This window comes from Klebsiella sp. C360 (assembly GCF_048822415.1).
Lineage (GTDB): Bacteria > Pseudomonadota > Gammaproteobacteria > Enterobacterales > Enterobacteriaceae > Klebsiella > Klebsiella quasipneumoniae.
Genome location: NZ_JBMEZZ010000010.1, coordinates 17615 through 43523 on the forward strand (window position 1 = coordinate 17615; position 25909 = coordinate 43523).

24 protein-coding genes and 1 tRNA gene are annotated in these 25909 nt (G+C 59.2%); 17 read left to right on the forward strand and 8 right to left on the reverse strand.

What is annotated here, in order from left to right:
- Window positions 1-10: 10 nt before the first annotated feature.
- Window positions 11-86 (forward strand) — tRNA-Phe (locus tag ACOI7D_RS21445).
- Between the two features lie 686 nt (window positions 87-772).
- Here ACOI7D_RS21445 and ACOI7D_RS21450 read toward each other — a convergent pair.
- Window positions 773-1129 (reverse strand): PerC family transcriptional regulator, encoded by a 357-nt coding sequence (locus ACOI7D_RS21450; protein WP_306282833.1) that lies wholly within the window; start codon window positions 1127-1129, stop codon window positions 773-775.
- Window positions 1130-1374: 245 nt separating this feature from the next.
- The gene (locus ACOI7D_RS21455; RefSeq protein ID WP_023291685.1) at window positions 1375-1941 is read right to left on the reverse strand and encodes a helix-turn-helix transcriptional regulator; all 567 of its coding nucleotides are present in this window, start codon (window positions 1939-1941) and stop codon (window positions 1375-1377) included.
- Window positions 1942-2574: 633 nt separating this feature from the next.
- Between ACOI7D_RS21455 and pgaA the strand changes: the two genes are divergently transcribed.
- From pgaA to pgaD, 4 genes are read left to right on the forward strand one after another with little or no spacing between them, the layout of a single operon-like run.
- Window positions 2575-5022: a poly-beta-1,6 N-acetyl-D-glucosamine export porin PgaA gene (pgaA, locus tag ACOI7D_RS21460; protein ID WP_162543100.1), complete on the forward strand. Its 2448-nt coding sequence runs from the start codon at window positions 2575-2577 to the stop codon at window positions 5020-5022.
- Between the two features lie 8 nt (window positions 5023-5030).
- Window positions 5031-7046 (forward strand): poly-beta-1,6-N-acetyl-D-glucosamine N-deacetylase PgaB, encoded by a 2016-nt coding sequence (gene pgaB / locus ACOI7D_RS21465; protein WP_109547575.1) that lies wholly within the window; start codon window positions 5031-5033, stop codon window positions 7044-7046.
- A complete protein-coding gene (pgaC, locus tag ACOI7D_RS21470) occupies window positions 7039-8370 on the forward strand; it encodes a poly-beta-1,6-N-acetyl-D-glucosamine synthase (protein WP_004206396.1) in 1332 nt (443 codons plus the stop codon). Before pgaB ends, pgaC begins: the two co-directional genes overlap by 8 nt.
- Window positions 8367-8813, forward strand: a complete 447-nt coding sequence (gene pgaD, locus ACOI7D_RS21475; protein WP_023291681.1) for a poly-beta-1,6-N-acetyl-D-glucosamine biosynthesis protein PgaD — start codon at window positions 8367-8369, stop codon at window positions 8811-8813. The genes pgaC and pgaD overlap by 4 nt, the downstream gene beginning before the upstream one ends.
- 47 nt (window positions 8814-8860) lie before the next feature.
- Here the strand turns inward: pgaD and ACOI7D_RS21480 are convergent, their stop codons facing one another.
- Entirely contained in the window at window positions 8861-9646 is a 786-nt protein-coding gene (locus ACOI7D_RS21480; protein ID WP_023291680.1) for a DsbA family protein, read from the reverse strand.
- Between the two features lie 225 nt (window positions 9647-9871).
- Here ACOI7D_RS21480 and ACOI7D_RS21485 point away from each other — a divergent pair, with 225 nt between their 5' ends.
- The 3 genes from ACOI7D_RS21485 (at window position 9872) to cbpM (ending at window position 11923) form a co-directional block, all read left to right on the forward strand.
- Window positions 9872-10555 (forward strand): TerC family protein, encoded by a 684-nt coding sequence (locus ACOI7D_RS21485; RefSeq protein WP_064155498.1) that lies wholly within the window; start codon window positions 9872-9874, stop codon window positions 10553-10555.
- Between the two features lie 145 nt (window positions 10556-10700).
- A complete protein-coding gene (gene cbpA / locus ACOI7D_RS21490) occupies window positions 10701-11618 on the forward strand; it encodes a curved DNA-binding protein (protein ID WP_023291678.1) in 918 nt (305 codons plus the stop codon).
- Entirely contained in the window at window positions 11618-11923 is a 306-nt protein-coding gene (cbpM, locus tag ACOI7D_RS21495; protein ID WP_020481009.1) for a chaperone modulator CbpM, read from the forward strand. Before cbpA ends, cbpM begins: the two co-directional genes overlap by 1 nt.
- A 577-nt stretch (window positions 11924-12500) precedes the next feature.
- On the opposite strand, the gene ACOI7D_RS21500 is transcribed toward cbpM, so the two are convergent.
- The 4 genes from ACOI7D_RS21500 to ACOI7D_RS21515 form a co-directional block, all read right to left on the reverse strand.
- Window positions 12501-12872 (reverse strand): plasmid partitioning/stability family protein, encoded by a 372-nt coding sequence (locus ACOI7D_RS21500; protein ID WP_017900087.1) that lies wholly within the window; start codon window positions 12870-12872, stop codon window positions 12501-12503.
- A 9-nt stretch (window positions 12873-12881) separates the two neighbouring features.
- Entirely contained in the window at window positions 12882-13838 is a 957-nt protein-coding gene (gene parM, locus ACOI7D_RS21505) for a plasmid segregation protein ParM domain-containing protein (RefSeq protein WP_032454592.1), read from the reverse strand.
- Window positions 13839-14112: 274 nt separating this feature from the next.
- Complete coding sequence (gene melB, locus ACOI7D_RS21510; protein WP_044525156.1) at window positions 14113-15528, reverse strand: melibiose:sodium transporter MelB; 1416 nt, start codon at window positions 15526-15528, stop codon at window positions 14113-14115.
- 93 nt (window positions 15529-15621) lie between these two features.
- The gene (locus tag ACOI7D_RS21515) at window positions 15622-16974 is read right to left on the reverse strand and encodes an alpha-glucosidase/alpha-galactosidase (RefSeq protein ID WP_023291675.1); all 1353 of its coding nucleotides are present in this window, start codon (window positions 16972-16974) and stop codon (window positions 15622-15624) included.
- Window positions 16975-17213: 239 nt separating this feature from the next.
- Between ACOI7D_RS21515 and melR the strand changes: the two genes are divergently transcribed.
- Window positions 17214-18152, forward strand: coding sequence for a transcriptional regulator MelR (melR, locus tag ACOI7D_RS21520; protein ID WP_004206385.1), 939 nt, complete (start codon window positions 17214-17216; stop codon window positions 18150-18152).
- 49 nt (window positions 18153-18201) lie between these two features.
- Here melR and proP read toward each other — a convergent pair whose 3' ends face one another.
- Entirely contained in the window at window positions 18202-19704 is a 1503-nt protein-coding gene (proP, locus tag ACOI7D_RS21525; protein ID WP_023291673.1) for a glycine betaine/L-proline transporter ProP, read from the reverse strand.
- A 544-nt stretch (window positions 19705-20248) separates the two neighbouring features.
- Here proP and ACOI7D_RS21530 point away from each other — a divergent pair.
- The 8 genes from ACOI7D_RS21530 (at window position 20249) to phnK (ending at window position 25822) form a co-directional block, all read left to right on the forward strand.
- A complete protein-coding gene (locus tag ACOI7D_RS21530; protein WP_023291672.1) occupies window positions 20249-20584 on the forward strand; it encodes a zinc ribbon domain-containing protein YjdM in 336 nt (111 codons plus the stop codon).
- Between the two features lie 227 nt (window positions 20585-20811).
- Entirely contained in the window at window positions 20812-21246 is a 435-nt protein-coding gene (yjdN, locus tag ACOI7D_RS21535; RefSeq protein WP_023291671.1) for a VOC family metalloprotein YjdN, read from the forward strand.
- Between the two features lie 155 nt (window positions 21247-21401).
- A complete protein-coding gene (phnF, locus tag ACOI7D_RS21540) occupies window positions 21402-22127 on the forward strand; it encodes a phosphonate metabolism transcriptional regulator PhnF (RefSeq protein WP_023291670.1) in 726 nt (241 codons plus the stop codon).
- Window positions 22128-22580 (forward strand): phosphonate C-P lyase system protein PhnG, encoded by a 453-nt coding sequence (phnG, locus tag ACOI7D_RS21545; protein ID WP_032454588.1) that lies wholly within the window; start codon window positions 22128-22130, stop codon window positions 22578-22580.
- Window positions 22577-23161 (forward strand): phosphonate C-P lyase system protein PhnH, encoded by a 585-nt coding sequence (gene phnH / locus ACOI7D_RS21550; protein WP_008807244.1) that lies wholly within the window; start codon window positions 22577-22579, stop codon window positions 23159-23161. Before phnG ends, phnH begins: the two co-directional genes overlap by 4 nt.
- The gene (locus tag ACOI7D_RS21555) at window positions 23162-24226 is read left to right on the forward strand and encodes a carbon-phosphorus lyase complex subunit PhnI (RefSeq protein WP_023291667.1); all 1065 of its coding nucleotides are present in this window, start codon (window positions 23162-23164) and stop codon (window positions 24224-24226) included.
- On the forward strand, window positions 24219-25067 hold the full coding sequence (locus ACOI7D_RS21560; protein ID WP_064146156.1) for an alpha-D-ribose 1-methylphosphonate 5-phosphate C-P-lyase PhnJ: 849 nt from the start codon (window positions 24219-24221) through the stop codon (window positions 25065-25067). Before ACOI7D_RS21555 ends, ACOI7D_RS21560 begins: the two co-directional genes overlap by 8 nt.
- Window positions 25064-25822, forward strand: coding sequence for a phosphonate C-P lyase system protein PhnK (gene phnK / locus ACOI7D_RS21565; RefSeq protein ID WP_023291666.1), 759 nt, complete (start codon window positions 25064-25066; stop codon window positions 25820-25822). Before ACOI7D_RS21560 ends, phnK begins: the two co-directional genes overlap by 4 nt.
- Window positions 25823-25909 lie beyond the last annotated feature (87 nt).

Below are 25909 nucleotides of genomic sequence, written 5' to 3' on the forward strand. Positions count from 1 at the left end.
GCGCCCCGTTGCCCGGATAGCTCAGTCGGTAGAGCAGGGGATTGAAAATCCCCGTGTCCTTGGTTCGATTCCGAGTCCGGGCACCACTTATTCAGAGAACCCAGCCTATGGCTGGGTTTTTGCTTTTCTACATCCGGACTCTTCATCGAACTGCGTTCGATTATTCGCCGCACAGCGGCTCACCCCTTCGGGGCCAGCGCGACACGCGCGCTGTTCAACGCCTGCGGCGTTAGTCCGAGTCCGGGCACCACTTATTCAGAGAACCCAGCCTATGGCTGGGTTTTTGCTTTTCTACATCCGGACTTTTTCATCGAACTCCACTCTATGATCCCCTGCCCGGCGGCGCTGCGCTTGCGCGGGCCTACGCTGTTGGAGCCTGCGGGAGGACCCGTAGGCCGGATAAGGCATTTATGCCGCCATCCGGCACAACCGCGGGTACGGCGTCTGATGTATATCGCCCGGCGGCGCTGCGCTTGCGCGGGCCTGCGCTGTTTGAGCCTGCGGGAGGACCCGTAGGCCGGATAAGGCATTGATGCCGCCATCCGGCATAACCGCGGGTACGGCGTCTGATGTATATCGCCCGGCGGCGCTACGCTTGCGCGGGCCTGCGCTGTTTGAGCCCGCGGGAGGACCCGTAGGCCGGATAAGGCATTGATGCCGCCATCCGGCATAACCGCGGGTACGGCGTCTGATGTATATCGCCCGGCGACGCTGCGCTTGCGCGGGCCTGGGGGTCAATGAAACGTCTGCGCAAACGCAGTGAAGAAAGGTATTACTCGGCGGCGGTTTTTCCTTTGCCGGGCAGCCTGAACGCTTCGCCATAGGGCTTCGCAATGCCCATGCGATACTGCGTCTCCTTTGCCGCCTGGTGGAGATCAGCGAACTCCTCTTTCGGCGCCGGCGGACGTTGCGCCTTTTTCAGACACTGATTGCGATGATGACGGATCCACTCTCGGTCCTCATCGTCCAGGCAACGCTGCATCACCTCAATCCATCTGGATGCCGCCCGACGGTAGAACCCACAGGCTTCTAACCGCTCCGCAATACTGTCCCTTATTCTCATCCACCTCGCTCCTCTGATGCTTTCACGATATCTCATGGTATTCCGACGCGTGAGTCGGAATACCATGGTAGAGTTAATTTATGACAAAACTATTCCTCTGCGGCGCAAGGAATATAATCATTATAATAATCGCTGTGCATAGCAAACCGCCATGGCGGTAATTACTTCCAAAGAGCTCCGGAATTATATGCCGGGCGCCGCCCTGGATACCGACTGGTATCGACGGTTGTACCTATCAATATCTATTTAATTTATTACATTTCCATCGTCACATACCTTGCGATATCACCTGTTCCCTGTACAACCACGCCTTATGGCGATCGACCGGACTGGTCCAGCAGTTTATTTTTGAAGATAAATAAGCAGGCTTCATTAAAATTATCTAACCCCAGTCGCTCATAAAGCGCGGTCCGCTTGCGGTAAAGGCCTTTTAGCGAAGTATTCAGATTCACCGCCACCTCCTCCATTGTCATCCCCGCCCCAAGAAAACGCAGCATCAGCTGCTCTGTCATACTTAAGCGCAGATTGTCGAACCACTCTTTGGTCAGCCGCTTGCTCTTCATCTCCAGAAAAAGCCCAAATAAGGTCGCCATATCGGCGGGTGATAATGACATGTTTAAAAACGATTTCAGACTGAGTAAATGCTCTTCCCGATGGCGCATATCGAGGACAATACAGCATATTCGCTTTCTGGATTGTGCCGCCTCCATGACCAGATAATCGTAATGACAAAGCGGCGAACGGCTATCAACCAGCAGAGAGAGTTCATCAACCTCATTATCTAAAATCGCTTTTCCGCTAGAATCTAACTGAATGATATCAGGAAAGAAATTCTTAACTCCTTGAAAAAGATAGTGATCCTGGGTAACTAATATCATTGAATTTGCCACAAGTCTTCCCTTTAACATTTAATCAACAAATTCTCGTCAACCAGACGTTTTCCTTGCCCCTGGGGAACGCTCCGCATGGCGGTAAAAATAACGAGATCTGTGATTTATCATTAGCGCGGCATCTGAATCTGGCTGTGAAAAACCTCCCTGGGTGCGGACAGAAAATAAACGGATTAATTATAAATAAAAAAATCCCACAGAAAAGATGCTTTTTTTGCTATTGAGAATTTTTGTCAGAAATCATCTTAAATATCCATGAAAAACCTTTCTCTTCACTGCAATATAAGCCACCCAACAAAATTAAAACAAAATTTCAGCCAACTCCATTTTTTATTTATTTCAGTAAGTTAAAGGAAATCGCTTCAACATGGCGATTCGAATTAAACCATTTTTACAGATTTATCTTAAAACGCAGTTCGTCATTTAAGCATATTTATCCGCTGCGGTATCGGGTATAAATTATCCATTCAATTATCCACAGGAGATATGTTTATTACTTTGCAATAAGTCATTCACCCGCAGTGCCAGTCAGCTAAATGGGACCATCCTCATCCTTTAACTCACCGTCAAAGGACGGTCGTGTTGTGCAATGGATTCTTGATGAACATATGGCAAATAGAAATGGAAAGATCACCTTATTCAAATACGTTATTGTTTAATCGCAACACGAAACTCTCGCTGTCAATCGGTGTGCTTTTGCTCTTCCCGACGCTGGTTCAGGGAGCGGACTCGCTCTATGACCAGCAGATCCTGCAAGCGCGTCAAGGCCAGTACGCCCCCTTTCTCTCATATCTTCAGCAATACCAGCTGCGGCATGCCTTAACCCCTTCTCAGGTTGCAGACTGGCTGCAGGTAGCCCTCTGGGCCGGCCAGGACGACGAGGTGGTGAAAGTCTGGCGACGCTATCAGGTCTATATGCCGCTTCCCGCACGGGGCACCGCCGCCGCGGCGCAGGCAACGCGCAACCAGAAACAGTGGCAAGCCTCGCTCCTCCTCTGGCAGCAGGCTCTCAGCCAGGCCCCCGACAGTGACGACTATCGTATCGGCTATATCAAGACGCTGGCCGATGCCCGCAAGGACGGCGAGGCGCTCAGAGAAGCGCGTCGCCTGGTGGCGGAGCAGGCGAGCATTGCCCACCTGCAGACCCTCTCTTATGTCTACCTGCGGCTTGGCAAGAGCTGGGACCAGCTGCTGGTGGACACGCAGATCCTCGATCGCGAACCGCAGAATAAAGCCGCGCTGGCGAGCCTGATGGCGACCCTGACCCGCAACCGGATCGACTCCCCCGCCCTCGGCCTCGCGAATAGCGTCGAACTGACGCCCGCGGAAAAGCGCAACCTGCAGCTGAACGCCGCCGCCGAACTGGTGCGCCTTGCCGATACGCCTTCCCGTGAAGAAAATGCGCGTTACGCGCTGGCCCGCACGGCGCTGGCGCAATACGACGCGATGATCGCCGCCTGGCGTCCCGACCCACAGGCCGCCCCGGACATCATCCGGGCGCGCATTGACCGTCTGGGCGCGCTGTACGCCAACGCAGACTACGCGCAGGTTATCCGCGAATACCAAAGCCTGATGGCGCAGCAGCAGGCGGTTCCCGACTGGGCCATCGGCTGGGTTATCTCCTCTTATATCGCGCTTAAGCAGATTGAGCCCGCGTTGGCGCTTATTCATCAGCATCCCTCGTGGCTGACGAGCCAACAGAATGAAGAACATGAGCTTTTCTACGCCCTGCTGGACACCGCTCAGTACCCGGCGGCGCAGCGGTATGTCGCCCGACTCACCCGGAATGCGCCCTATATCCGTCATCTCTACGGCTCGCCGACGCCCCAGCCGAACGACGACTGGCTCACCGCGCAGTCGCTTAACGTGCACTATCTCTCCGCCACCAACGCCCTGCCGCAGGCCGAAGCCCGCATGCAGCGCCTGGCGGCGACGGCCCCCGGCAACCAGGGGCTGCAGATCGACTATGCCGCCCTGCTGCAGGACAGAGGGCTGCCGCGGGCAGCCGAACGCCAGCTGAAAGCGGCGGAAGCCCTGGAGCCCGCCAGCCTGCAGCTGGAGCGCCAGCAGGCCTGGGTCGCCCTCGATCTGCAGGAGTGGCGGCAGATGGATCTGCTGACCGACGACGTTATCGCCCGTTCGCCACGGGATCTGAATACCCAGCGCCTGGCCAGAGCCCGCGACATCCATCATTTCTCCGAGCTGCGCCTGAGCGTCGGCAAAGGGCTGCATTCCGACAACCCGGTGAGCGGTACCCACGACCTCAGTTTTGAGACGGCGATCTACAGCCCGCCGATAGCCGACAGCTGGCGATTGTTCGGCGGCCACCGCTTTGCCCAAGGCAATTTTGAAGAGGGGAAAGGCAGCCGTCGCCAGCTGTTCGCCGGTATTGAATGGCGTCCGCGCGACGCCTGGGGAGAACTTGAACTCTCCAGCGTCAATTTTCACGGCGAGAATAAGCCCGGCGTCCGCCTTTCCGCCGCGCACGACGTCAACGATCGCTGGCAGCTGGGCGGCGAGCTTGAGCGGATTTCGCAGCAGACGCCGCTGCGCGCGTTACGCAACGGCGTCAGCGCCAACCGCGGCGAAGGCTGGCTGCGCTGGTATCAAAACGAGCGTCGGGAGTACCGCGTCAGCGCGGCCGCCAGCCGCTTTACCGACCACAACCGTCGTCAGGAGTACACCCTCTCTGGTAAAGAGCGCCTCTGGCAGACCCCGTGGCTAACGCTGGATCTGCAGCCCGGTCTGTCGGCCAGCGCCAATAGCCGCACCGACACCGCGTATTACAGTCCGGCCCGCGACCTCGCGGCCACCGCGGCGCTGGCGGTCGATCACACGCTTTACCAGCGGTATGACACCGTCTGGAGTCAGCAGCTGCTCGCCGGCGGCGGCAGCTACTGGCAAAAAAATCACGCCGCCGGCGCGATAACGACGCTGGGCTACGGGCAGCGTCTGCGCTGGAACAACCTCGTCGACGCCGGGGTGATGCTGAACTGGGACAAACGCCCCTACGACGGTAAACGTGAAAACAACCTCGCTATCACTGTTGATGCAAACATACGGTTTTAAGGATGACCATGCTGAACACGACCCTGCGCAACGGCCTGATGCTTCTCGGCTGGCTGTGCCTTATCTTCAGCGTGCGTGCTGAGGAGGTCCCCTTCCTCGCCCCGCAGCAACGACCCCAGCTGGAGGCCAATAACCCCTGGCCGGCGGATCGCTTTCTGGTGCTGGCCTATCATGACGTCGAAGACGACGCCGCCGACCAACGTTATCTTTCGGTGCGTACCAGCGCGCTTAATGAGCAGATCGCCTGGCTGCTGCATCACGGCTACCATGCCGTGAGCGTTCAGGACATTCTGGACGCGCATCATGGCCTTAAGCCGCTGCCGCCTAAGGCTTTTCTTCTCAGCTTCGACGATGGCTATAGCAGTTTTTACACTCGCGTCTGGCCGCTGCTTAAAGCCTGGAACGTTCCGGCGCTGTGGGCGCCGGTGGGCAGCTGGGTGGACACCCCCGCCAACCAGCCCGTTAATTTTGGCGGCCTGATGACGCAGCGCGATCGCTTCGCCACCTGGGAGATGGTGCGCGAGCTTAGTCGCTCGCCGCTGGTGGAGATCGGCGCGCACACCTGGGCCTCGCACTACGGCCTGCCGGCCAATCCGCAGGGCAGCCGCGAGCCCGCCGCCGCTAACCGCGGCTGGGACAAAACCACCGGCCGCTATGAAAGCGACGCGCAGTTTACCCGGCGAATGGCCGATGACGTGCAGAAAGTGACGGCGAAAATCCACGACGTCGCCGGGAAAGCGCCGCGCGCCTGGGTGTGGCCCTACGGCGCCGCCAGCGGCAGCACCCTGGCTATCGCCAAACAGCAGGGGTATCAGCTGGCGTTTACGCTGAACGACGGCCTGGGCAACGTAAAGGATCTGGATAATATTCCGCGCATGCTGATCGCCGGTAACCCGTCGATCAAGGCCTTTGCCAACGCAGTGGCGCAGATTCAGGAAGCCGATCCTGTTCGGGTGATGCATGTGGATCTGGACTATGTCTATGACCCCAATCCCGTCCAGCAGGCAAAGAATATCGATAAGCTGGTGCAGCGCGTCTATGACATGAAAATCAGTCACGTCTTTCTGCAGGCCTTCTCCGACCCGCAGGGTGACGGCACGGTCAAGTCGCTCTATTTCCCCAACCGCTGGCTGCCGATGCGCGCCGACCTGTTTAACTTCGTCTCCTGGCAGCTACAGACCCGCGGCGGGGTGAAGGTTTATGCCTGGATGCCGGTGCTGGCCTTCGATCTCTCGTCCGATCTGCCGCGCGTTCAGCGCTGGGATCCGCAAACCGGGAAGGCGTTACTTGCCCGTCAGCCCTATGTCCGCCTGTCGCCCTGGGATCCCCGGGTTCGCCAGCAGATCACCGACATCTATGAGGATCTGGCCCGACACGCCAGCTTCAGCGGGATTCTGTTCCACGACGACGCCGTGCTGACCGATTTTGAAGACGTGAGCCCGGAGGGGGTCGCCGCCTGGCGGCAGAGTGGCCTGGCGCACGATGCCGGCCCGGTGCCCCAAAGTCCGCAAGAGCGCCAGGCATGGATGCGTTTCAAAAGCCAAACCCTGACCCGCTTCACTCTGCAGCTGCGCCAGTCGGTGCAGGCCATCCGCGGCCCGCAGGTAAAAACGGCGCGTAATCTCTTCGCCCTGCCGATCCTTGAGCCGCAGAGCGAAGCCTGGTTTGCGCAAAATCTGGATGACTTCCTTGCCGCCTATGACTGGACGGTCCCCATGGCGATGCCGCTGATGGAGTCCGTGCCGATTGACGCCAGCCAGGCCTGGCTGACGCGGCTGGTGCAGGCCGTCGCCCGCCGCCCGGGCGCGCTGAAGAAAACCATCTTTGAGCTACAGGCCAGAGACTGGAACCGACGCCAACACAACGCCATTCCCGACCAACAGCTGGCGGACTGGATGCATTTGCTGCGGCTAAACGGCGTCAAAAATTACGGCTACTACCCAGACGATTTCATTAACAATCAGCCAGATATCTCCCGTATCAGACCGCAATTTTCTTCCTGGTGGTACCCTGACCATGACTGATCGCATTATCGCATTGTGCATTTTATGCCTCGTTTTCGGGCTGCCGTTAGGCGTCGCAGCGGCGTTTACCGGCGAGCTTATCCTCGACTTTGTCTTTTTCTGGCCGCTGTTTATGTCGGTGCTATGGATAACCGGGGGTTTGTACTTCTGGTTCCAGCTGGAGCGCCACTGGCCGTGGGGGGAGGATACCCCGCCGCCGTCGCTACCGGGCAATCCGCTGATCTCGATCCTGATCCCCTGCTTTAACGAGGAGAAAAACGCCCGGGAGACCATCAGCGCGGCGCTGGCCCAGCGTTACGCCAACCTCGAAGTGATCGCGATTAACGACGGCTCTTCGGACAACACCGCCCAGGTGCTGCAGCAATTGGCGCAGGAGGAGCCAAGGCTGCGGGTGATCCACCTGGCCGCCAATCAGGGAAAAGCGGTGGCGCTCAAAGCGGGCGCCGCCGCCGCGCGCGGCGATCTGCTGGTCTGCATCGATGGCGACGCCCTGCTGGACCGGGATACCGCGGCCTGGCTGGTCGCCCCGCTGATCCACTACCCGCACGTCGGGGCGGTCACCGGCAATCCGCGGATCCGCACCCGATCCACGCTGATCGGCCGCATTCAGGTAGGGGAGTTCTCGTCGATCATTGGCCTTATCAAGCGGACGCAGCGGATCTATGGCCGGGTCTTTACTGTCTCCGGCGTGATCGCCGCCTTCCGGCGTCAGGCTCTGGCGGACGTCGGCTACTGGAGCCCGGATATGATCACTGAAGATATTGATATCAGCTGGAAGCTTCAGCTCCGCCACTGGGACATCTTTTTCGAGCCGCGGGCGCTGTGCTGGATCCTGATGCCTGAGACCCTCAAAGGGTTATGGAAGCAGCGTCTGCGCTGGGCCCAGGGGGGAGCCGAAGTCTTTCTGGTCAACCTGCGCCGCCTGTTTCACTGGCAGCATCATCGGATGTGGCCGCTGTTTCTGGAGTATGCCTGCTCCACGCTGTGGGCCTTTGCCTACGCGGTCACCATCCTGCTGTTTATCCTCAGCCGCCTGATGCCATTGCCGGACAACCTGACAGTGCACAGCCTGTTTCCGCCTGAGTTCACCGGCATGCTGCTCGGCCTGATGTGCCTGCTGCAGTTCGTCGCCAGCCTGTATATCGAACGGCGCTATGAGAAAAAGGTCGCCAAATCCCTGTTCTGGGTGATCTGGTTCCCGATGGTTTACTGGATGATCGGCCTGCTGACCACGCTGGTCGCTTTTCCGAAAGTGATGTTGAAACGTCAACGTTCCCGCGCGCGCTGGGTGAGCCCGGACCGGGGAAAAGGAAGCCTGCGATGAATGAAAATACGCTCATCTTAACCGAACACCGCGTGCTGCCCCGGCTGGTGGACGCCGGCTTAACGCTGCTGGCCTGGCTCGGTTTTCTGTTCTTTCTCTACGCCAATTTGCTGATGCAGTTCATCGCGCCGCCCTCCCCGCGCTGGTCATCGTTGATGGACTCCCTGAATACGGCGCTGGTGTATTTATTGATTGCCGCGCTGAACGGCTGGTTGCTGATCCTCTGGTACCACTATAACCGACGCCGCGCCCATACCCGGCGTCACACCGCGGTGCTTACCCTGCGAGATGAGGAGCTGGCCAGCAGCTTTAACGTCGCCCCACAGATCATCTCCGAAATGAGTCGCTATAATTTGCTGACCGTTTACCACGATCACATTGGCCAGATTATTGATTTAAAAAGCCACGCGCTGCCGCCGCCCGAGGAGAGGGATCAGGAATGATAGCAGGGCCGCCCCCGGCGGCCCTGACTGGGTAACGACGCCGCCGATCAGCCGCCGGCCTTTTTAATGGCGGCTTCGAGCGAGGCTTTATCCGCCAGCCCTGGGAAGACGGTGATGCTGGCTTCCGTGGCGCCAGTAGTCGGCATCACGATCACGCCCGGCGTGCCGCTGAGACCAATCTCCTGCGCCAGGTCGTTAATGCTCTGCAGCACCGGTTCGACGTCGGTGGCCTTCTTCGCATCAAAGCCGGCTTTCTTCGCCTGCTGCTGGATATCCGCCGTCGTCAGCTTGCCTTCGTTATGTCCGGTGGCGTAGATCCCGTTATGGTAGGCCAGATAGGCATCCGCCCCTTTCTGCTGATAGATCTGCAGGCCGGTTTTCGCTGCTTCCAGCGAGCTTTCCCAGCGGCCGCCGAAGATAGGCCACTCTTTAAAAGCGAAGCGGGTCTGCGGATGCGCTTTAATCACCTGCTCCATCACCGGCGCCAGCCGGCTGCAGTAGACGCACTGGTAGTCAAAGAACTCAATCACCGTGACTTTGCCGTTGGCCGGGCCGTAGGTCGGGGTATTTTTATCCTGAGTCAGCAAGGCGGCATTCTTCAACACCGCCTGGGTGGCCGCGCTGGCCTGCTGCTCAGCCTGAATTTGCTGCAGTTTCTGGCTTGCCTGCAGGAGAACTTCCGGGTGGGCGACCAGGTAATCGGCGGCAATTTTGCCGATTTGCGCCTCCTGTTCCGCGGTGAAAGTCGCCGGCGCGTCAGCGGCAGAAGCCATCGCCGGCAGTAAGACAGCGCTCAGCAGGGCGACAGAGAGGTATTTCTTGTGGCCAGACATAGTGGGGATCCTTGCGATAAGTGAACAGCAGGTGAGTCTGTATGACAAAATATCACCCTTTTTCGCCGAAGCCTTGCCCGACGACGCGTTGATTCGTAACTTTATTTTTCAGGCTCAGGTTTCCCGCGCGACGGCGCGGACCGGCGCCAGTGGTCAACGCTCCCCGGGCGGAGCCCCCGGCGCAACGGCTTTTCGTGGTATTTATTTCAGGTGGTTTCTCTCGATATGTATGCGTTTCTTCAACAATGGGACATGGCGGTGATTATGCTGCAGATTGTTGCCATCGACTTACTGCTGGGCGGCGACAACGCCGTGGTGATCGCCATGGCCTGTCGCAAACTGCCGCCACAAAAACGCACCAAAGCGATCGTCATCGGCACCGTAGGCGCCATCCTGGCGCGCATCCTGCTGCTGGCGATCGCCCTGTATCTCCTGTCGCTGCCGTGGCTGAAAATAGTCGGCGCGCTGCTCCTGCTGTGGATTGGCATCAGGCTGGTCAGTAATGAGGAGGACGAGAGCGAGGTTGCCAGCTCCGGCAGCCTGTGGCGCACCGCAGTCACCATCACCGTCGCCGATGTGATCATGTCGCTGGATAACGTGCTGGCGGTAGCCGCCGCAGGCAAAGGGCACATTGCGCTGGTCGCCCTCGGCGTGGCGATCAGCATTCCGGTTATCGTCGCCGGCAGCAAGCTGGTGCTGGCCCTGCTCACTCGCTTTCCCGCGGTGGTGCTGCTGGGCGGGATGCTCATCGGTTGGATTGCCGGGTCAATGCTGGTCAGCGACCCTACCCTTCGCCAGCTGTTTCCCACCGCCGGCGACGGCATTGCGCGCCTGGCCGGCGCCATCGGCGCGCTACTGGTGCTGTTCGCAGGCTGGCGCCGTCGTCCGCGGCCGCAGGTGAAAGACTAGCTGCGCCCACGACGCCGTTGACCCCGACGGCGTCAAGTTTCCGCCACTTTTCTTCCCCTTCAGGGCGCATTTGCCCTACGCTTTATACAGACGCCTGATCCAGGGAATATGTAACCACCGCACTGAGCATAGATGAGATAACAGCATGGAATTGAAGGATTATTATGCCATTCTCGGGGTGCAACCAACCGACGATCTGAAAACCATCAAGACCGCCTACCGCCGCCTGGCGCGCAAGTACCACCCCGACGTCAGTAAAGAAAACGATGCCGAAGCCAAATTTAAGGATCTCGCCGAAGCCTGGGAAGTCCTGAAAGATGAGCAACGGCGCGCGGAATACGATCAGCTCTGGCAGCATCGCAACGATCCCGGGTTCGGTCGCCAGCAGCAGACCCACGAGCAGAGCTACAGCCAGCAGGATTTCGACGACATCTTCTCCTCCATGTTTGGCCAGCAGGCGCATCAGCGTCGCCGTCAGCACGCGTCGCGCGGCCACGACCTGGAGATCGAGGTCGCGGTGTTCCTTGAAGAGACGCTGGCTGAGCAGACCCGCACCATCAGCTATAACCTGCCGGTGTATAACGTGTTCGGCATGATCGAAAGCGAGACGCCGAAAACGCTGAATGTGAAGATCCCCGCCGGGGTGGCCGATGGACAGCGCATCCGCCTGAAAGGCCAGGGGACGCCGGGCGAAAACGGCGGGCCGAACGGCGATCTGTGGCTGGTGATCCACATCGCCCCGCACCCGCTGTTCGACATCGTGGGACATAACCTGGAGATCGTCCTGCCGCTGGCGCCGTGGGAGGCCGCGCTGGGCGCCAAAGTCACGGTGCCCACCCTGAAAGAGAGCATTCTGCTGACGGTGCCGCCGGGTAGCCAGGCAGGGCAGCGCCTGCGTATCAAGGGCAAAGGGCTGGTGAGCAAAACCCACACCGGCGATTTGTTCGCCGTTATTAAAATTGTGATGCCGCCAAAACCAGATGAAAAAGCGCGTGAGCTCTGGCAACAGCTGGCCACCGCCGAAGCCAGCTTCGATCCGCGTAAGACATGGGGGAAAGCCTGATGGCTACAGTAACAGTGACGTTTACCATTACCGAATTGTGCCTGCGTACCGGGGTGTCGGAAGAGGAGCTGACGGAGATTGTCGGCTTAGGCATGATTGAACCGCACCAGCCGCAGGCGGACGCCTGGCTGTTCGACGACAGCGCGGTGACGATTGTCCATCGCGCGGTGCGCCTGCGTAACGAGCTGGAGCTGGACTGGCCGGGGATTGCGGTGGCGCTGACGCTGCTGGATGAGAACGCGCGGCTGACCCGCGAAAATCGCCTGCTGCAGCAGCGCCTGGCCCGCTTTCTCGCCCACGGATAGGGCGACATCCCGGGTGGCGGCGTACCGCCTTCGTGCCGGATGGCGGCTACGCCTTATCCGGCCTACAAACTAAGCACAGCGCAAGCCGGGGAATTTCCCGGGTCGCGGCGTTCCGCCTTACCCGGGCTACCGGACCAGGCCCACCATTGCACTGGATCCGTAGGCCCGCGCAAGCGTAGCGCCGCCGGGCATGGCCACAGCCAGGGAGCCGCCTGTATGCCGGGTGGCGGCTACGCCTTACCCGGCCTACAAACTAAGCACAGCGCAAGCCGGGGAATTTCCCGGGTCGCGGCGTTCCGCCTTACCCGGGCTACCGGACCAGGTCCACCATTGCACTGGATCCGTAGGCCCGCGCAAGCGTAGCGCCGCCGGGCATGGCCACAGCCAGGGAGCCGCCTGTATGCCGGGTGGCGGCTACGCCTTACCCGGCCTACAAACTAAGCACAGCGCAAGCCGGGGAATTTCCCAGGTCGCGGCGTTCCGCCTTACCCGGGCTACCGGACAGTGTAAACAGTAGCCCGGCTAAGCGCAGCGCAAGCCGGGGAGTTTCCCGGATAGCGCAAACCGCGAATAGCGCTTAGTCCGGCAGCGAACCGGCGAGGTTGCGCGCCGAAACGCTCTCGCTGACCGGCGCGGGCGGCTCCGGCGCCTTAGCCGGGGCGGCCGCTGGTGCGGCTGTCGGGGCGGAAGAGGCCGGCTGGATCTCAAGGAACGAGGCCAGCATCTTGCGCAGCGTTTCCGGTTTCGTGTCTTCCGCCAGCAGCGCCGCCAGCATCGACGGCAAGCGGCTATCGACTTCCCCTAACGCCAGCCCCGCCAGCAGCGCCGTGCGCGACATATCGCCGCGGTCGCCGCGATGGTGGGCCTCAATTTTTGCGTCCGCGAAGCGCTCGCTGGCGCTGATATCCGGGCGCAGGTAAATCAGCACTTTTCTGCGTTCCAGAGTCATAGACGCTCCTTAGCCAATAATTTTCAGACCACGCACCAGGGCGAACTGCGGCTCTTCAGCCACCACGAAACGGTCCTCACGCAGGCCCATACGTTCACGAATGGCATCGGCAACCAGCGGCGCGCCGCCGCCAATCACGATGGCATGCGAGTAGCCTTTAAAGCTATCGATAGCCGTCAGGACGCGGGTGGTCAGACGTTCGATGCTGTTAGTGATCACCTTTTTCACCTCAGAAACCGCATCCGGATCGTTGATGTTATCGGTCAGGTACGCTTCGTCATGGCGATTGATAATGATCTGGTCGACGTTATAGCTTGAGGTATCGGTATTCGCCCGCGCCAGCGCCAGCTTAACGGCGTCGGTCACCAGCGATACGCCCAGCTTCGGGTCGCCGTAGATGCGCGAAACCGAGGTCATCTGCCCGGCGACCATCGAAATATCGAGCGTGGTGCCGCCGAGGTCGATAATCAGCACCGAATGGGAGGGCTTGAGTTCATCGCACAGGCTAATGCCCGCCGGAATCGATTCCGGGCGCACGGTGACTTTGGTGATGTTGAACACCACGCCTTTATTCAGCTTAACTTCGCGCAGCAGGCTCTTTTTCTTACGCTCAATGTTGTCGAGGCGATATTGCGCATCCTCGTCATAAAATTCAGTCAGCGGCAGCGTCACGACTATTTCGACGTCCTGTGGCTCAAGACCGCTGGTCAGCAACGCGTGATGGACAGCGATGGAGTTCAACGGGCTGTACTGCCAGTCAATATTATTGGTCGGGAGCGCATCGGGAGTGATCAGGTCGAATGAGTACTTTTCATCATCCACGGTGTAGTTAAAGGGCTTCCCGGAACCGAAGGTGGCAGACCAGCCGCGTTTGAAACTGTTGGGGCTGATATGGGTGAAAGTTTCGCCATCTTGCTCCCACAGCATTTTGATATTGGTTGAACCATCATCGATAAAAATGCGCATTGCATTGCTCCATCACTGAGACAAATAAGAGAAAAATGTAACACCAAAAAGAGTAGCAAGAGTTAAAAAGCAGCGCAAGAGCACGAAAAAGAGACAAATCCGAGTTTTAGTTGAGAACAATTGGAGCAAATAACAACTTCACGAACCTAGATAGAAAACATTTTGAGACAAATTAGAGAAATACGTTTTCTCTTTTCATCCGCTTTCAACGCTCATTTTTGTCCAAAAAAGAGAGTATCCCTCCCCTCTTTCGTCAGCTGTTTTCGAACGCTTTTTACACCTGGTTGGGTACCACAATGGGCCGTTCCGGCTCAGCCACATTTTCCGGTACCCGGCGATATTTATCCAGCAGGTGAATCTGAATGCGACGCAGCATATCGCCGTTGAGCTTGTAATAGCGGAAATAGAGAAACAGCGTCAGGGCAAAAAAGAGCGTCGGCAGCGCAATCATAATCGCCTGCATCCCCAGCAGCGTCTGGGACGACTGGGCCACATTCGGCACATAACCGATGATACCGAGCACGATGGCGATAAACCAGGCCGCGAACGCCGAGCCCGCTTTCACCACCAGCGTCTGCACCGAATAGGCGATACTTTCGCAGCGGATGTTCATCGTATATTCGCCGTAGTCGACGGTATCGGCCACCATAATAACCTGCAGCACCCAGAACAGCGCGGTGCCGATATTCAACAGCACGCCGGCCAGCGAAATCAGCGCGACGTTGTAGACCCCGCTCAGCGCCATCAGCAACAGCACGCCGCAGCCCAGCACCGGCATGATCGAAGCGCCCGCCCACAGAATGCGCCGCGACAGCCCTTTCACCAGCCGCGGAAACAGCACCAACGTCAGCAGGTTCGCCGCGCCGGCGTAGGACATGTAATACGGGAACATCTCCGCGCTGCCAATCACGTAGGTAAAGTAGTAAATCGCAAAGCCAGCGATAATATTCGCCGCCGTGTTATAGGCCAGCGCCATGCCCAACAGGCAGGCCAGCTGATCGTTTTTATAGATCAGCGCCACCATCTGGCGCAGTGAGAGATGGCTGGCATCCTCGCTCACGCCGCTATCCGAGGAGTAAACCTCGTGGACGTTACGCAGCGTGACGAGGGTGGAAACCACGAAGAAGGCGATCAACACCAAGGTGAACATCTGGAAACCGAAACCGCGGTCGGCGCCGCCCACGGCGCTGACAAACGGCAGCGTGACGCCGGCAGTGACGAATCCCGCCAGGCTGGCGAAAAAGCGTGGATACGGCACCAGCTGTTCACGTTCGCGTTTATCAAGGGTAATGGTCGGCACCAGCGACCAGAACGGCACATCCATGATGGTGTAGGTGAACCCCCACAGCAGGTAGGTCAGCCACACCCATGCCAGCAGCGCCCCGCCGGAGAAGTGATGGGCGCTGAACAGCATATACAGCACCACCGAGTTGGTTATCGTGCCAATCAAGATCCACGGTTTGAATTTCCCCCATCGCGATCGCGTACAGTTGACGATCCAACCCATGATCGGATCGGCTATCGCATCGAGGATCCTCGCCACCAGAAACAAGGTGCCGACCACCCCAACCGACAGTCCAACAATATCGGTGTAGTAATACATCAGGTACATGTAGACGATACCGATAGCGAAATCTTTACCAAAGGCACCAAATCCGTAGCTGAGCTTTGTTGTCATTGAAATACTCATAGGGTACAGGTCGCTGTCGCCAGCGCCTCCTTCAGTGTTTGATAGAGCATGCAGGACGCCGCCAGGGTCGTTGCCCCCGGCGGCATGAGAAGATTAACGATGCAGCCAGGACGGCAGCCAGTCGCCGTGGCTGGCGATCAGATCGTCCACCAGCGCGTAGATCTCTTCGATCCCCAGCACCGCGGCGGTGTGCGGATCCATCATCGTGGCGTAATAGACGTAATCGCGATTTTCGGTGAGGATCGCCTCCGTGAGCAGCGTCTGCACGTTGATGTTGGTCTGCATCAGCGCCGCCAGATGCGCCGGCAGCGCGCCCACTTTGGTCGGCTGAATGCCGTTGGCGTCCACCAGGCAAGCCACCTCCACGCAGCAGCCCTGCGGCAGGTTGTCGATAAGGCCGTCATTGCGTACGTTGCCATACACCACGCTTGGCTCGCCGGTCCAGATGGCGTTCATGATGGTGCTGGCATACTCACGGGATGGCTTCACCTCGATGCGCTCGCCGCGCTGATAGCTCTCCAGCTCCTGATGCCAGTTGGCCAGTTGCTCGACGCAGCGTTTCGGGTATTCATCCAGCGGCACTTTATAGCGGGCGATAAGGTCCTCGCGGCCCGGCTTGATAAACCATGGCGTGTATTCGGCAAAATGCTCCGATGACTCGGTCACAAAGTAGCCGAGCTTTTTGAACATCTCATAGCGGACGATATTTTCGCAGCGCGGGTTACCGTGCAGGTTAGGCTTCGGCGCGCGCCCATCGGCGTAGGCCTGCAGCAGGTCGGGATAGAGGCTGACATAGCTGCCGTCGGCGAGCTTTTTCTCCAGCGAGAGATAGAACGCCATATGGTTAATCCCGGCGCAGCGGTAGCGTAAATCCGCCGGGTTGAGGTCAAGATCGCGCGCCAGTTCTTCCGCCGTTCCCTGCACCGAGTGGCACAGGCCAACCTGTTTAATATGCGGGTAGCGGGCGTACATGGCCCAGGTGTTCATTGCCATTGGGTTGACGTAGTTAAGCAGGGTGGCGTCCGGGCAGACCTCGGTCATGTCGTCGCAGATAGCCCACAGGTGAGGTATGGTACGCAGGGCGCGCATAATGCCCCCCGGACCCAGCGTATCGGCGATGGTCTGCTCCAGGCCATGGCGTTTACAGACCTCAAAATCGGTGACAGTACAGGGCTCATAGCCGCCAATCTGGAAGGCGACCACAACGAAATCAGCGCCCTGCAGGGCGGTTTTGCGATCGCGATGGCAGCTGATTTCGCCCTTCGCGCCGACGGAATCCATCAGCTTGCGCACCACGGTATGCGACTCTTCCAGCCGGGTGTCATCGATATCCATCAGCGCGACATGCGCCGATTTCAGCGCCGGGCGCTGGAAAACATCACCGAGAATATTTTTAACGAACACCGTCGAACCGGCGCCGATAAAGGTAATTTTTGGGGCGGTCATTACGCTCTCTCCATCTGGTCATTGAACCCTTGCAGAGTGGCACGCCGTTCAGCGTTGCGCTGCCCTGTTCCCACCGGAGCATTCCCGAAAGCTCAGATCGGCCATTAAGCGCCACAAAATCTGAGTTTTCGGGAACAGATTGCGCAAAAAGGAGAGAAAATGGGCCGATTCTTCCGCTAAGCTGTCGTCAGTTCTGGCGAAAAATGCAGCCACTCTGACAATTCAGGAATACGCTAACGATGGAATACCGCTTCACCTCCCTGCCCCCCGATCCCTTTATGTGCAGCAGCGATGAAAAGCAGAGCCGCAGCCCGCTGGCGCTCTACTCTGAGTATCAGCGTATGGATATCGAGCTGCGCCCGCCGCACGCCATGCCTACCAGCCACTGGCATGGCCAGGTGGAGGTCAACGTGCCGTTCGATGGCGACGTGGAATATTTGATTAATAACGAAGTGGTGCGCATAGAGAAAGGCTATATCACCCTGTTCTGGGCCTGTACGCCGCATCAGTTGACCCGCCCGGGGGATTGCCAGCAGATGGCGATCTTTAACCTGCCGATGCATCTGTTTCTCTCATGGCCGCTGGACCGGGAGCTGATCAACCACGTCACTCACGGGATGGTGATTAAATCCCTCGCCGCCCAGCAGCTGAGCGCCTTCGAGGTGCGCCGCTGGCAACAGGAGCTGAACCACGACAATGAACAGATTCGCCAGCTGGCGATCGATGAAATCGCCCTGATGCTGAAGCGGCTGAGCCTCGCCGGCTGGCAGCCGATTCTGGTCAACAAAACCTCGCGCACTCATAAGAACAGCGTCTCGCGCCATGCGCAGTTTTATGTCAGCCAGATGCTGGAATTTATCGCCGCCCACTACGACCAGGCGCTGACCGTCAATGCCGTCGCCGAGCACGTTAAGCTCAACCCGAACTATGCGATGGGGGTATTCCAGCGAGTGATGCAGCAAACCATGAAGCAGTACATTACCGCCATGCGCATCAATCACGTGCGGGCGCTGCTGAGCGATACCGACAAGACCATCCTGGATATCGCCCTCACCGCCGGTTTCCGCTCCAGCAGCCGCTTCTACAGCACCTTTACCCGCTACGTGGGGATGCCGCCGCAGCAGTACCGTAAACTTAGCCAACAGCGTCGTCACGGTCTGGCCTTGCCGGAGGCATAAAAAATGCCGCCGGGGTTTCCCCAGGCGGCATGATTAGCAGTGAAAACAGTTAGTCGTTGATACGCGGATGCTGCTGCACCAGACGCGACCGTTTTGCCTGCAGATCGGCGATCTCCTGATCGATATCTTCGATTTTTTGTTCGATGTTATCGTAGTGCTCGCCAAGGATTTCTTTCGCTTCCTGAATATCCGACGCCGCCGGGGTCGCCCCTTTCAGCGGACGGTTAGCCGTCTCTTTCATCGACAGGCCCGTCGCCATACCCACCACCGCGATCACCATCAGGTAGTATGCCGGCATCATCAGGTTCTGGGTGGTCTCCACCAGCCACGCCGCCAGGGTTGGCGTCAGACCGGCAATCAGCACCGAGATGTTAAAGGCGCTGGCCAGGGCGCTGAAGCGGATGTGCGTCGGGAACATCGCCGGCAGCGAGGAGGCCATCACCCCGATAAAGCAGTTCAGCACTACCGCCAGCAGCAGCAGACCGGCGAAGATCAGGCTCGTCACGTTGCTGTTGATCATAATGAAGGCCGGGATCGACAGGGCAAACAGCGCCACGCTACCAATCAGGATAAACGGGCGACGGCCGAAACGGTCGCTAAGCATACCGATAACCGGCTGTACAAACAGCATCCCGACCATGATAGCGATGATGATCAGCACCCCATGGTCTTCCGAGTAGTGCAGGTTATGCGACAGGTAGCTCGGCATGTAGGTCAGCAGCATGTAGTAGGTCACGTTGGTGGAAATCACCAGACCGATACAGGTCAGCAGGCTGCGCCAGTGCTTAGTGGCAATCTCTTTAAAAGAGACCTTCGGCCCGTCCTGCAGACCTTCACGGTCGCCCTGCTCCATGGTGTCCACATGCTGCTGGAACGCCGGGGTCTCTTCCAGCGCATGGCGCAGATAGAGGCCGATGATGCCTAGCGGCAGCGCCAGGAAGAACGGGATACGCCAACCCCACTCAAGGAAGTTCTGTTCCCCCACCACGCTGGAGATCAGGACCACCACGCCGGCCCCCATCACAAACCCGGCGATGGAGCCAAAGTCCAGCCAGCTGCCCATAAACCCGCGTTTACGGTCAGGGGAGTATTCCGCGACGAAGATCGACGCCCCGGTATATTCACCACCGACCGAGAAGCCTTGCGCCATTTTACACAGCAGCAGCAGGATCGGCGCCCAGATACCTATCGTGGCATACGAAGGAATAAGGCCGATACAGAAAGTACTTATCGACATGATCACGATAGTTATCGCGAGAATTTTCTGCCGACCGTATTTATCGCCCAGCATCCCGAAGAACAGGCCGCCCAGCGGACGAATTAAAAATGGAACGGAGAAGGTACCGAGTGCGGCAATCATCTGCACACTTGGGTTGGCATCGGGGAAGAAGACTTTACCTAAGGCGTAGGCCACAAAGCCGTAGACGCCGAAATCGAACCACTCCATCGCGTTGCCCAGAGAGGCCGCGGTGATCGCCTTTTTCAGTTTACCATCGTCGATGATGGTCACATCCTTAAGGGTGATGGGCTTTATTTTTTTCCTTTTAAGCATATTTTTCCTCTGCTACTCCGCCTTGAATGCACGTCTCTTCGCCGAATGGCAAAGCCATTCGCAACGTGCGTCAGGAGCGGTGAATTGCTGTGCTCCTCATTTCAAGCGTAGCAGGTTTGCCTGCACTGTCTGCTGACAGAATGTACAACCGAACCTGTTGACGCCTGCTGTGGCTACTGGTGAATAAATGGAGCGGCTCATCGTCATAATTGATGAAATTGACCTGCTCCCCTTTTTTACCCTAACAGTGTTTATATCTGCGATCAACTTCACATAAATTTACCGCCTAATTACAGAGTCCCAGAAAATAAATAAGTTCATTTCCTGCCGATCGCCCGGAAATTATTTCGTCGATGTTGTTCCATCGCCGGCGGTTAATTTCAGCAATTATTCGGTTCTTCCCGGAATAGCGCCCCGGCTATTTTTTAGCAAAAAAACACCCGACAAAAGTGGGTGATTGCGCTATAATCATAGCCACTTTCGGCTCTCAGCCGCTGTTTAAAGGACCAACGTCCTGTTTTTCGACGACATCACGAGGAACGTCATGCAACTGCCACACTGCCCAAAATGCGATTCGACTTACACTTATGAAGACAACGGCATGTACATCTGCCCGGAATGCGCCCATGAGTGGAACCCTGCCGAAGCCACGGAAGAAAACGACGTTCTGATCGTTAAAGATGCCAATGGCAATTTACTGGCCGATGGCGACAGCGTCACGGTAGTGAAAGATCTGAAGGTTAAAGGCAGCTCTTCGATGCTGAAAATCGGCACCAAAGTGAAGAATATCCGCCTGGTCGAAGGCGATCACAATATTGACTGCAAAATTGACGGTTTTGGCCCGATGAAGCTGAAATCTGAATTCGTCAAAAAGAACTGATTTATTTCCGGGCAGGCGACGCGATTATTTTCCCCTATCGCCGTCGCCGCTCCCGATATCCTCACTGCCCTTCGCCTCCCTGCGCATCCGGTTATTTATCCCGCCAGCCGCCGCTATTTACGCTGCCGCCTGCAGCACTATTCCCGCCCCATTTTCGCGCTGCCGTCTGGCTCAATCCCGCTGTGGGCGACTACGCTTTACGGGTTACGGTCACTGAGGTATTCACCATGTCCTTAAGTCCCTACCTTGCCTTTGCGGGCAACTGCGCCGAGGCGATCGCCTTCTATCAGCAGACGCTGGGCGCCGAGCTGATGTTTAAAATGACCTTTGGCGAAATGCCGCCTTCGGCGCAGGAAGCCTCTGACGGCTGCCCGTCTGGCCAGAAGATGGCGGATGACGCCATCGCCCACGCCAGCCTGCGCATCGGCAACGGCGAGCTGATGCTAAGCGACAGCGCCTTCGGGCCCGATGTGCATTACGCCGGCTTCACCCTCGTCCTCGATCCCAACGATGTCGCTGAAGGCCAGCGCTGGTTCGACGCGCTGGCGGTCGGCGGGCGCATTGAGATGGCCTGGCAGGAAACCTTCTGGGCCCACGGCTTCGGCAAAGTCGTCGATCGCTTTGGCGTCCCATGGATGATCAACGTGGTCAAACAAGGCTGACCCCGCCAGGGCGGCCTGGCCGCCCTGTCATCCATCTGGCATTAACTCTTCATCCTTTAGTCATCATCACTTAACAGAACTGCAACATAAACCGGTCAGGATCGGCTCACAACGCGAGGAGGCTCCTCGCCTATGCTGTGTGAGGCTTGATGACCATGCACCTGTCCAGACATCCGACCAGTTATCCCACGCGCTATCAGGAAATCGCCGCCCGGCTTGAGCAGGAGCTGCGCCACCACTATCGCTGCGGCGACTATCTGCCCGCCGAGCAGCAGCTGGCGACGCGCTTCGATGTAAACCGCCATACCCTGCGTCGGGCTATCGACCAGCTGGTTGAGCGCGGCTGGGTACAACGCCGTCAGGGCGTCGGCGTGCTGGTGCTGATGCGGCCGATCGATTACCCGCTCAATGCCCAGGCGCGGTTCAGCCAGAACCTGCTGGAACAAGGCAGCGATCCCACCAGCGAAAAACTGCTGTCGGTACTGCGCCCCGCCAGCGCGCACGTTGCCGAGGCCTTTGGCATTAGCGAGGGCGAGAATGTCATCCACCTGCGCACCCTGCGCCGGGTCAATGGCGTCGCCCTGTGCCTGATTGACCACTACTTTGCCGACCTGCGCTTCTGGCCGGTGTTGCAGACCTTCAGCCACGGCTCGCTGCACAACCTGCTCCGCGATCGGCTTGACGTCGAACTGACCCGGGTGCGCACCAAAATCAGCGCCCGTCGCGCGCAGGCGAAAGAGAGCAAGCTGCTGGAGATCCCCAATATGGCGCCGCTGCTCTGCGTGCGCACCCTCAATAGCCGCCAGGGCGAGCAGGCCGTCACCGAATACTCCGTCAGCCTGACCCGCGCCGACATGATTGAATTCACCATGGAGCACTGAATGCACTTCGATACCGCCACCCGCCAGCGCTGGATGTCCGTGCTGGCCCACAGTGAACCGCAAGATCTTCTGGCACGCATGCACGCCCTGCAGCTGGCGCCGGAGTATGAGCTGATCCGCTCTCCCGAGACAGGCCTGGTGCAGCTTCAGGCCCGGATGGGCGGTATCGGCGACCGTTTCTTCGCCGGCGACGCCACGCTCACCCGGGCGGCGGTACGTCTGGCCGATGGTACGCTCGGCTACAGCTGGATCTTAGGCCGCGACCGCCCGCACGCCGAACGCTGCGCGGCCATCGACGCCCTGCTGCAGTCGCCCCGCCATTTTCACAATTTAATGGAAACCCTGATAACCCCGCTGGAAGCGCTACGCAGCGCGCGCATTGAAGCCCGACGCGCCGAAGTCAACGCCAGCCGGGTCGACTTCTTTACCCTGGTTCGCGGAGATAACGCATGACCTTACAACCCGCTTTTACCCTGGCTGTGCAGGATGCCCAACACAGTTTTCGTCGCCTGCTGAAAGCGATGAGCGAGCCGGGGGTGATTGTCTCCCTGCAGCAGTTGCAGCACGGCTGGCAGCCGCTGAACGTCGCCTCCACCAGCCTGCTGTTGACCCTTGCCGATCACGAAACGCCGGTCTGGCTCGCCAGCGCCCTGCATAACGATCTGGTGGGACAGAATCTGCGCTTCCATACCGGCGCGCCGCTGGTGGACCAGCCGCAGCAGGCGGTCTTTGCGGTCGCCAATGACGGCATCAGCGCCGAGCAGCTCAACGTCCTCTCCGCGGGCACCGTCACCGCCCCGGAGACCGGCGTCACGCTGATCGTCCAGCTCGCCAGCCTGAGCGGCGGGCGCATGCTGCGCCTGACCGGGGCAGGCATTGCCGAAGAGCGAATGATCGCCCCTCAGCTGCCGGACTGCATCATTGACGAACTGACGGAGCGCCCGCACCCGTTCCCGCTGGGCATTGACCTGATCCTCACCTGCGGCGAGCGCCTGCTGGCGATCCCGCGCACCACCCACGTGGAGGTTTGCTAAATGTACGTTGCCGTCAAGGGCGGCGAGAAGGCGATCCGCGCCGCTCACGCCTTACAGGAACAGAAACGACGGGGCGATGGACGGCTTCCCGAACTGAGCGTTGACCAGATAAGCGACCAGCTCAATCTGGCGGTGGACCGGGTGATGACCGAGGGCGGCATCGCCGACCGCGAACTGGCGGCGCTGGCGCTCAAGCAGGCCAGCGGCGATAACGTCGAAGCGATCTTCCTGCTGCGCGCCTACCGCACCACCCTGCCGCGGCTGGCGGTTAGCGAACCGATCGACACCGCCGGAATGCGTCTCGAACGCCGCATCTCGGCAGTGTACAAAGATATCCCCGGCGGTCAGCTGCTGGGCCCTACCTACGACTACACCCACCGCCTGCTCGATTTTACCCTGCTGGCGAACGGCGACGCGCCGTCTGTGCCGAAAGCCGATAGCGAAGCGCCGACCTCGCCGCATGTTTTCAGCCTGCTCACGCAGCAGGGGCTGGCGAAGGCCGAGGAAGATCGCGGCACACCGCCCGACGATATCACCCGCACCCCGCCGGTCTACCCCTGCTCGCGTTCTTCGCGCCTGCAGCAGCTGATGCGAGGCGATGAAGGCTACCTGCTGGCGCTGGCCTATTCGACTCAGCGCGGCTATGGCCGCAACCATCCGTTTGCCGGCGAGATCCGCAGCGGCTACGTGCAGGTGGAGATTGTTCCGGAAGAGCTGGGCTTTAGCGTCAATATTGGCGAGCTGCTGCTGACCGAATGCGAAATGGTCAACGGCTTCGTCGCCCCGCAGGATGAACCGCCGCACTTCACCCGCGGCTACGGTCTGACCTTCGGCATGAGCGAGCGCAAAGCGATGGCCATGGCCCTCGTCGACCGCGCCCTGCAGGCGGCGGACTATGACGAAGAGATTGCCGGTCCCGCCCAGGATGAAGAGTTTGTGCTGGCCCACGCCGATAACGTTGAAGCCGCCGGCTTCGTCTCGCATCTAAAGCTACCGCACTATGTCGATTTCCAGGCCGAACTGGCGCTGCTGAAACGCCTGCAACGGGAGAACGAACGTGGCTAACCCACTGACTGGCTATAACTTTGCTTATCTCGACGAGCAAACCAAGCGCATGATCCGCCGGGCTATTCTCAAAGCGGTAGCCATTCCCGGCTATCAGGTGCCGTTCGGCGGTCGCGAAATGCCCATGCCCTACGGCTGGGGCACTGGCGGCATCCAGCTGACCGCCAGCGTCATCGGCGAGAACGACGTGCTGAAGGTGATTGACCAGGGCGCCGATGACACCACCAACGCGGTGTCGATCCGCCAGTTCTTTAAGCGCGTAACCGGCGTCGCCACCACTGAGCGCACTGAAGACGCCACCCTGATCCAGACCCGCCACCGCATCCCGGAGACGCCGCTGGTGGAGGATCAGATCCTGATCTATCAGGTGCCGATCCCGGAGCCGCTGCGCTTTATCGAGCCGCGCGAAACCGAAACCCGCACTATGCACGCCCTGGAAGAGTACGGCGTGATGCAGGTGAAACTGTATGAAGATATCGCCCGCTTCGGCCATATCGCCACCACCTACGCCTACCCGGTGAAGGTCAATGGCCGCTACGTGATGGACCCCTCGCCGATCCCGAAATTCGATAACCCGAAAATGCACATGATGCCGGCGCTGCAGCTGTTCGGCGCCGGGCGCGAAAAGCGGATCTACGCCGTGCCGCCCTATACCCCGGTGGAAAGTCTCGATTTCGACGACCATCCGTTTACCGTCCAGGAGTGGGATGAGCCTTGCGCCATCTGCGGCTCGCGCCACAGCTACCTCGACGAAGTGGTGCTGGATGACAGCGGCCAGCGGATGTTTGTCTGCTCCGATACCAACTATTGCCGCCAGCAGAGCGAGGGGCAGAAAAAATGAGCCAGCCGTTACTTGCCGTCAATCACCTGACCCATCTCTATGCCCCGGATAAAGGCTTCCGCGACGTCTCCTTCGAACTGTGGCCGGGGGAAGTGCTAGGCATCGTTGGGGAGTCCGGATCCGGTAAAACCACCCTGCTGAAGGCGATTTCCGCCCGCCTGACGCCGCAGCGGGGCGAGGTGCTGTACCAGCAGCGCTCGCTGTACGCCATGAGCGAAGCCGAACGCCGCCGCCTGCTGCGCACCGAATGGGGGGTGGTGCATCAGCACCCGATGGACGGCCTGCGTCGCCAGGTCTCCGCCGGGGGCAACATCGGCGAACGGCTGATGGCCACCGGCGCCCGCCACTACGGCAACATTCGCGCCACCGCCGAAAAGTGGCTGCAGGAAGTGGAGATCCCGCCCTCGCGCATCGACGACCTGCCCACCACCTTTTCCGGCGGCATGCAGCAACGTCTGCAGATCGCCCGCAATCTCGTCACCCAGCCGAAGCTGGTGTTTATGGATGAACCCACCGGCGGGCTGGATGTGTCCGTGCAGGCGCGGCTGCTTGACCTGCTGCGCGGCCTGGCGGTGGAGCTGAATCTGGCGGTAGTGATTGTCACCCACGATCTCGGCGTCGCCCGCCTGCTGGCGAACCGACTGCTGGTGATGAAGCAGGGCCAGGTGGTGGAGAGTGGCTTAACCGACCGGGTGCTCGACGATCCGCACCATCCTTATACCCAGCTGTTGGTGTCGTCGGTATTGCAGAACTGACGCTGTTTTGCCGGGCGGCGGCTGCGCCTGACCCGGCCTGCAGATGCGTTATTCGTAGGCCGGGTCAGCGAAGCGCCACCCGGCAAC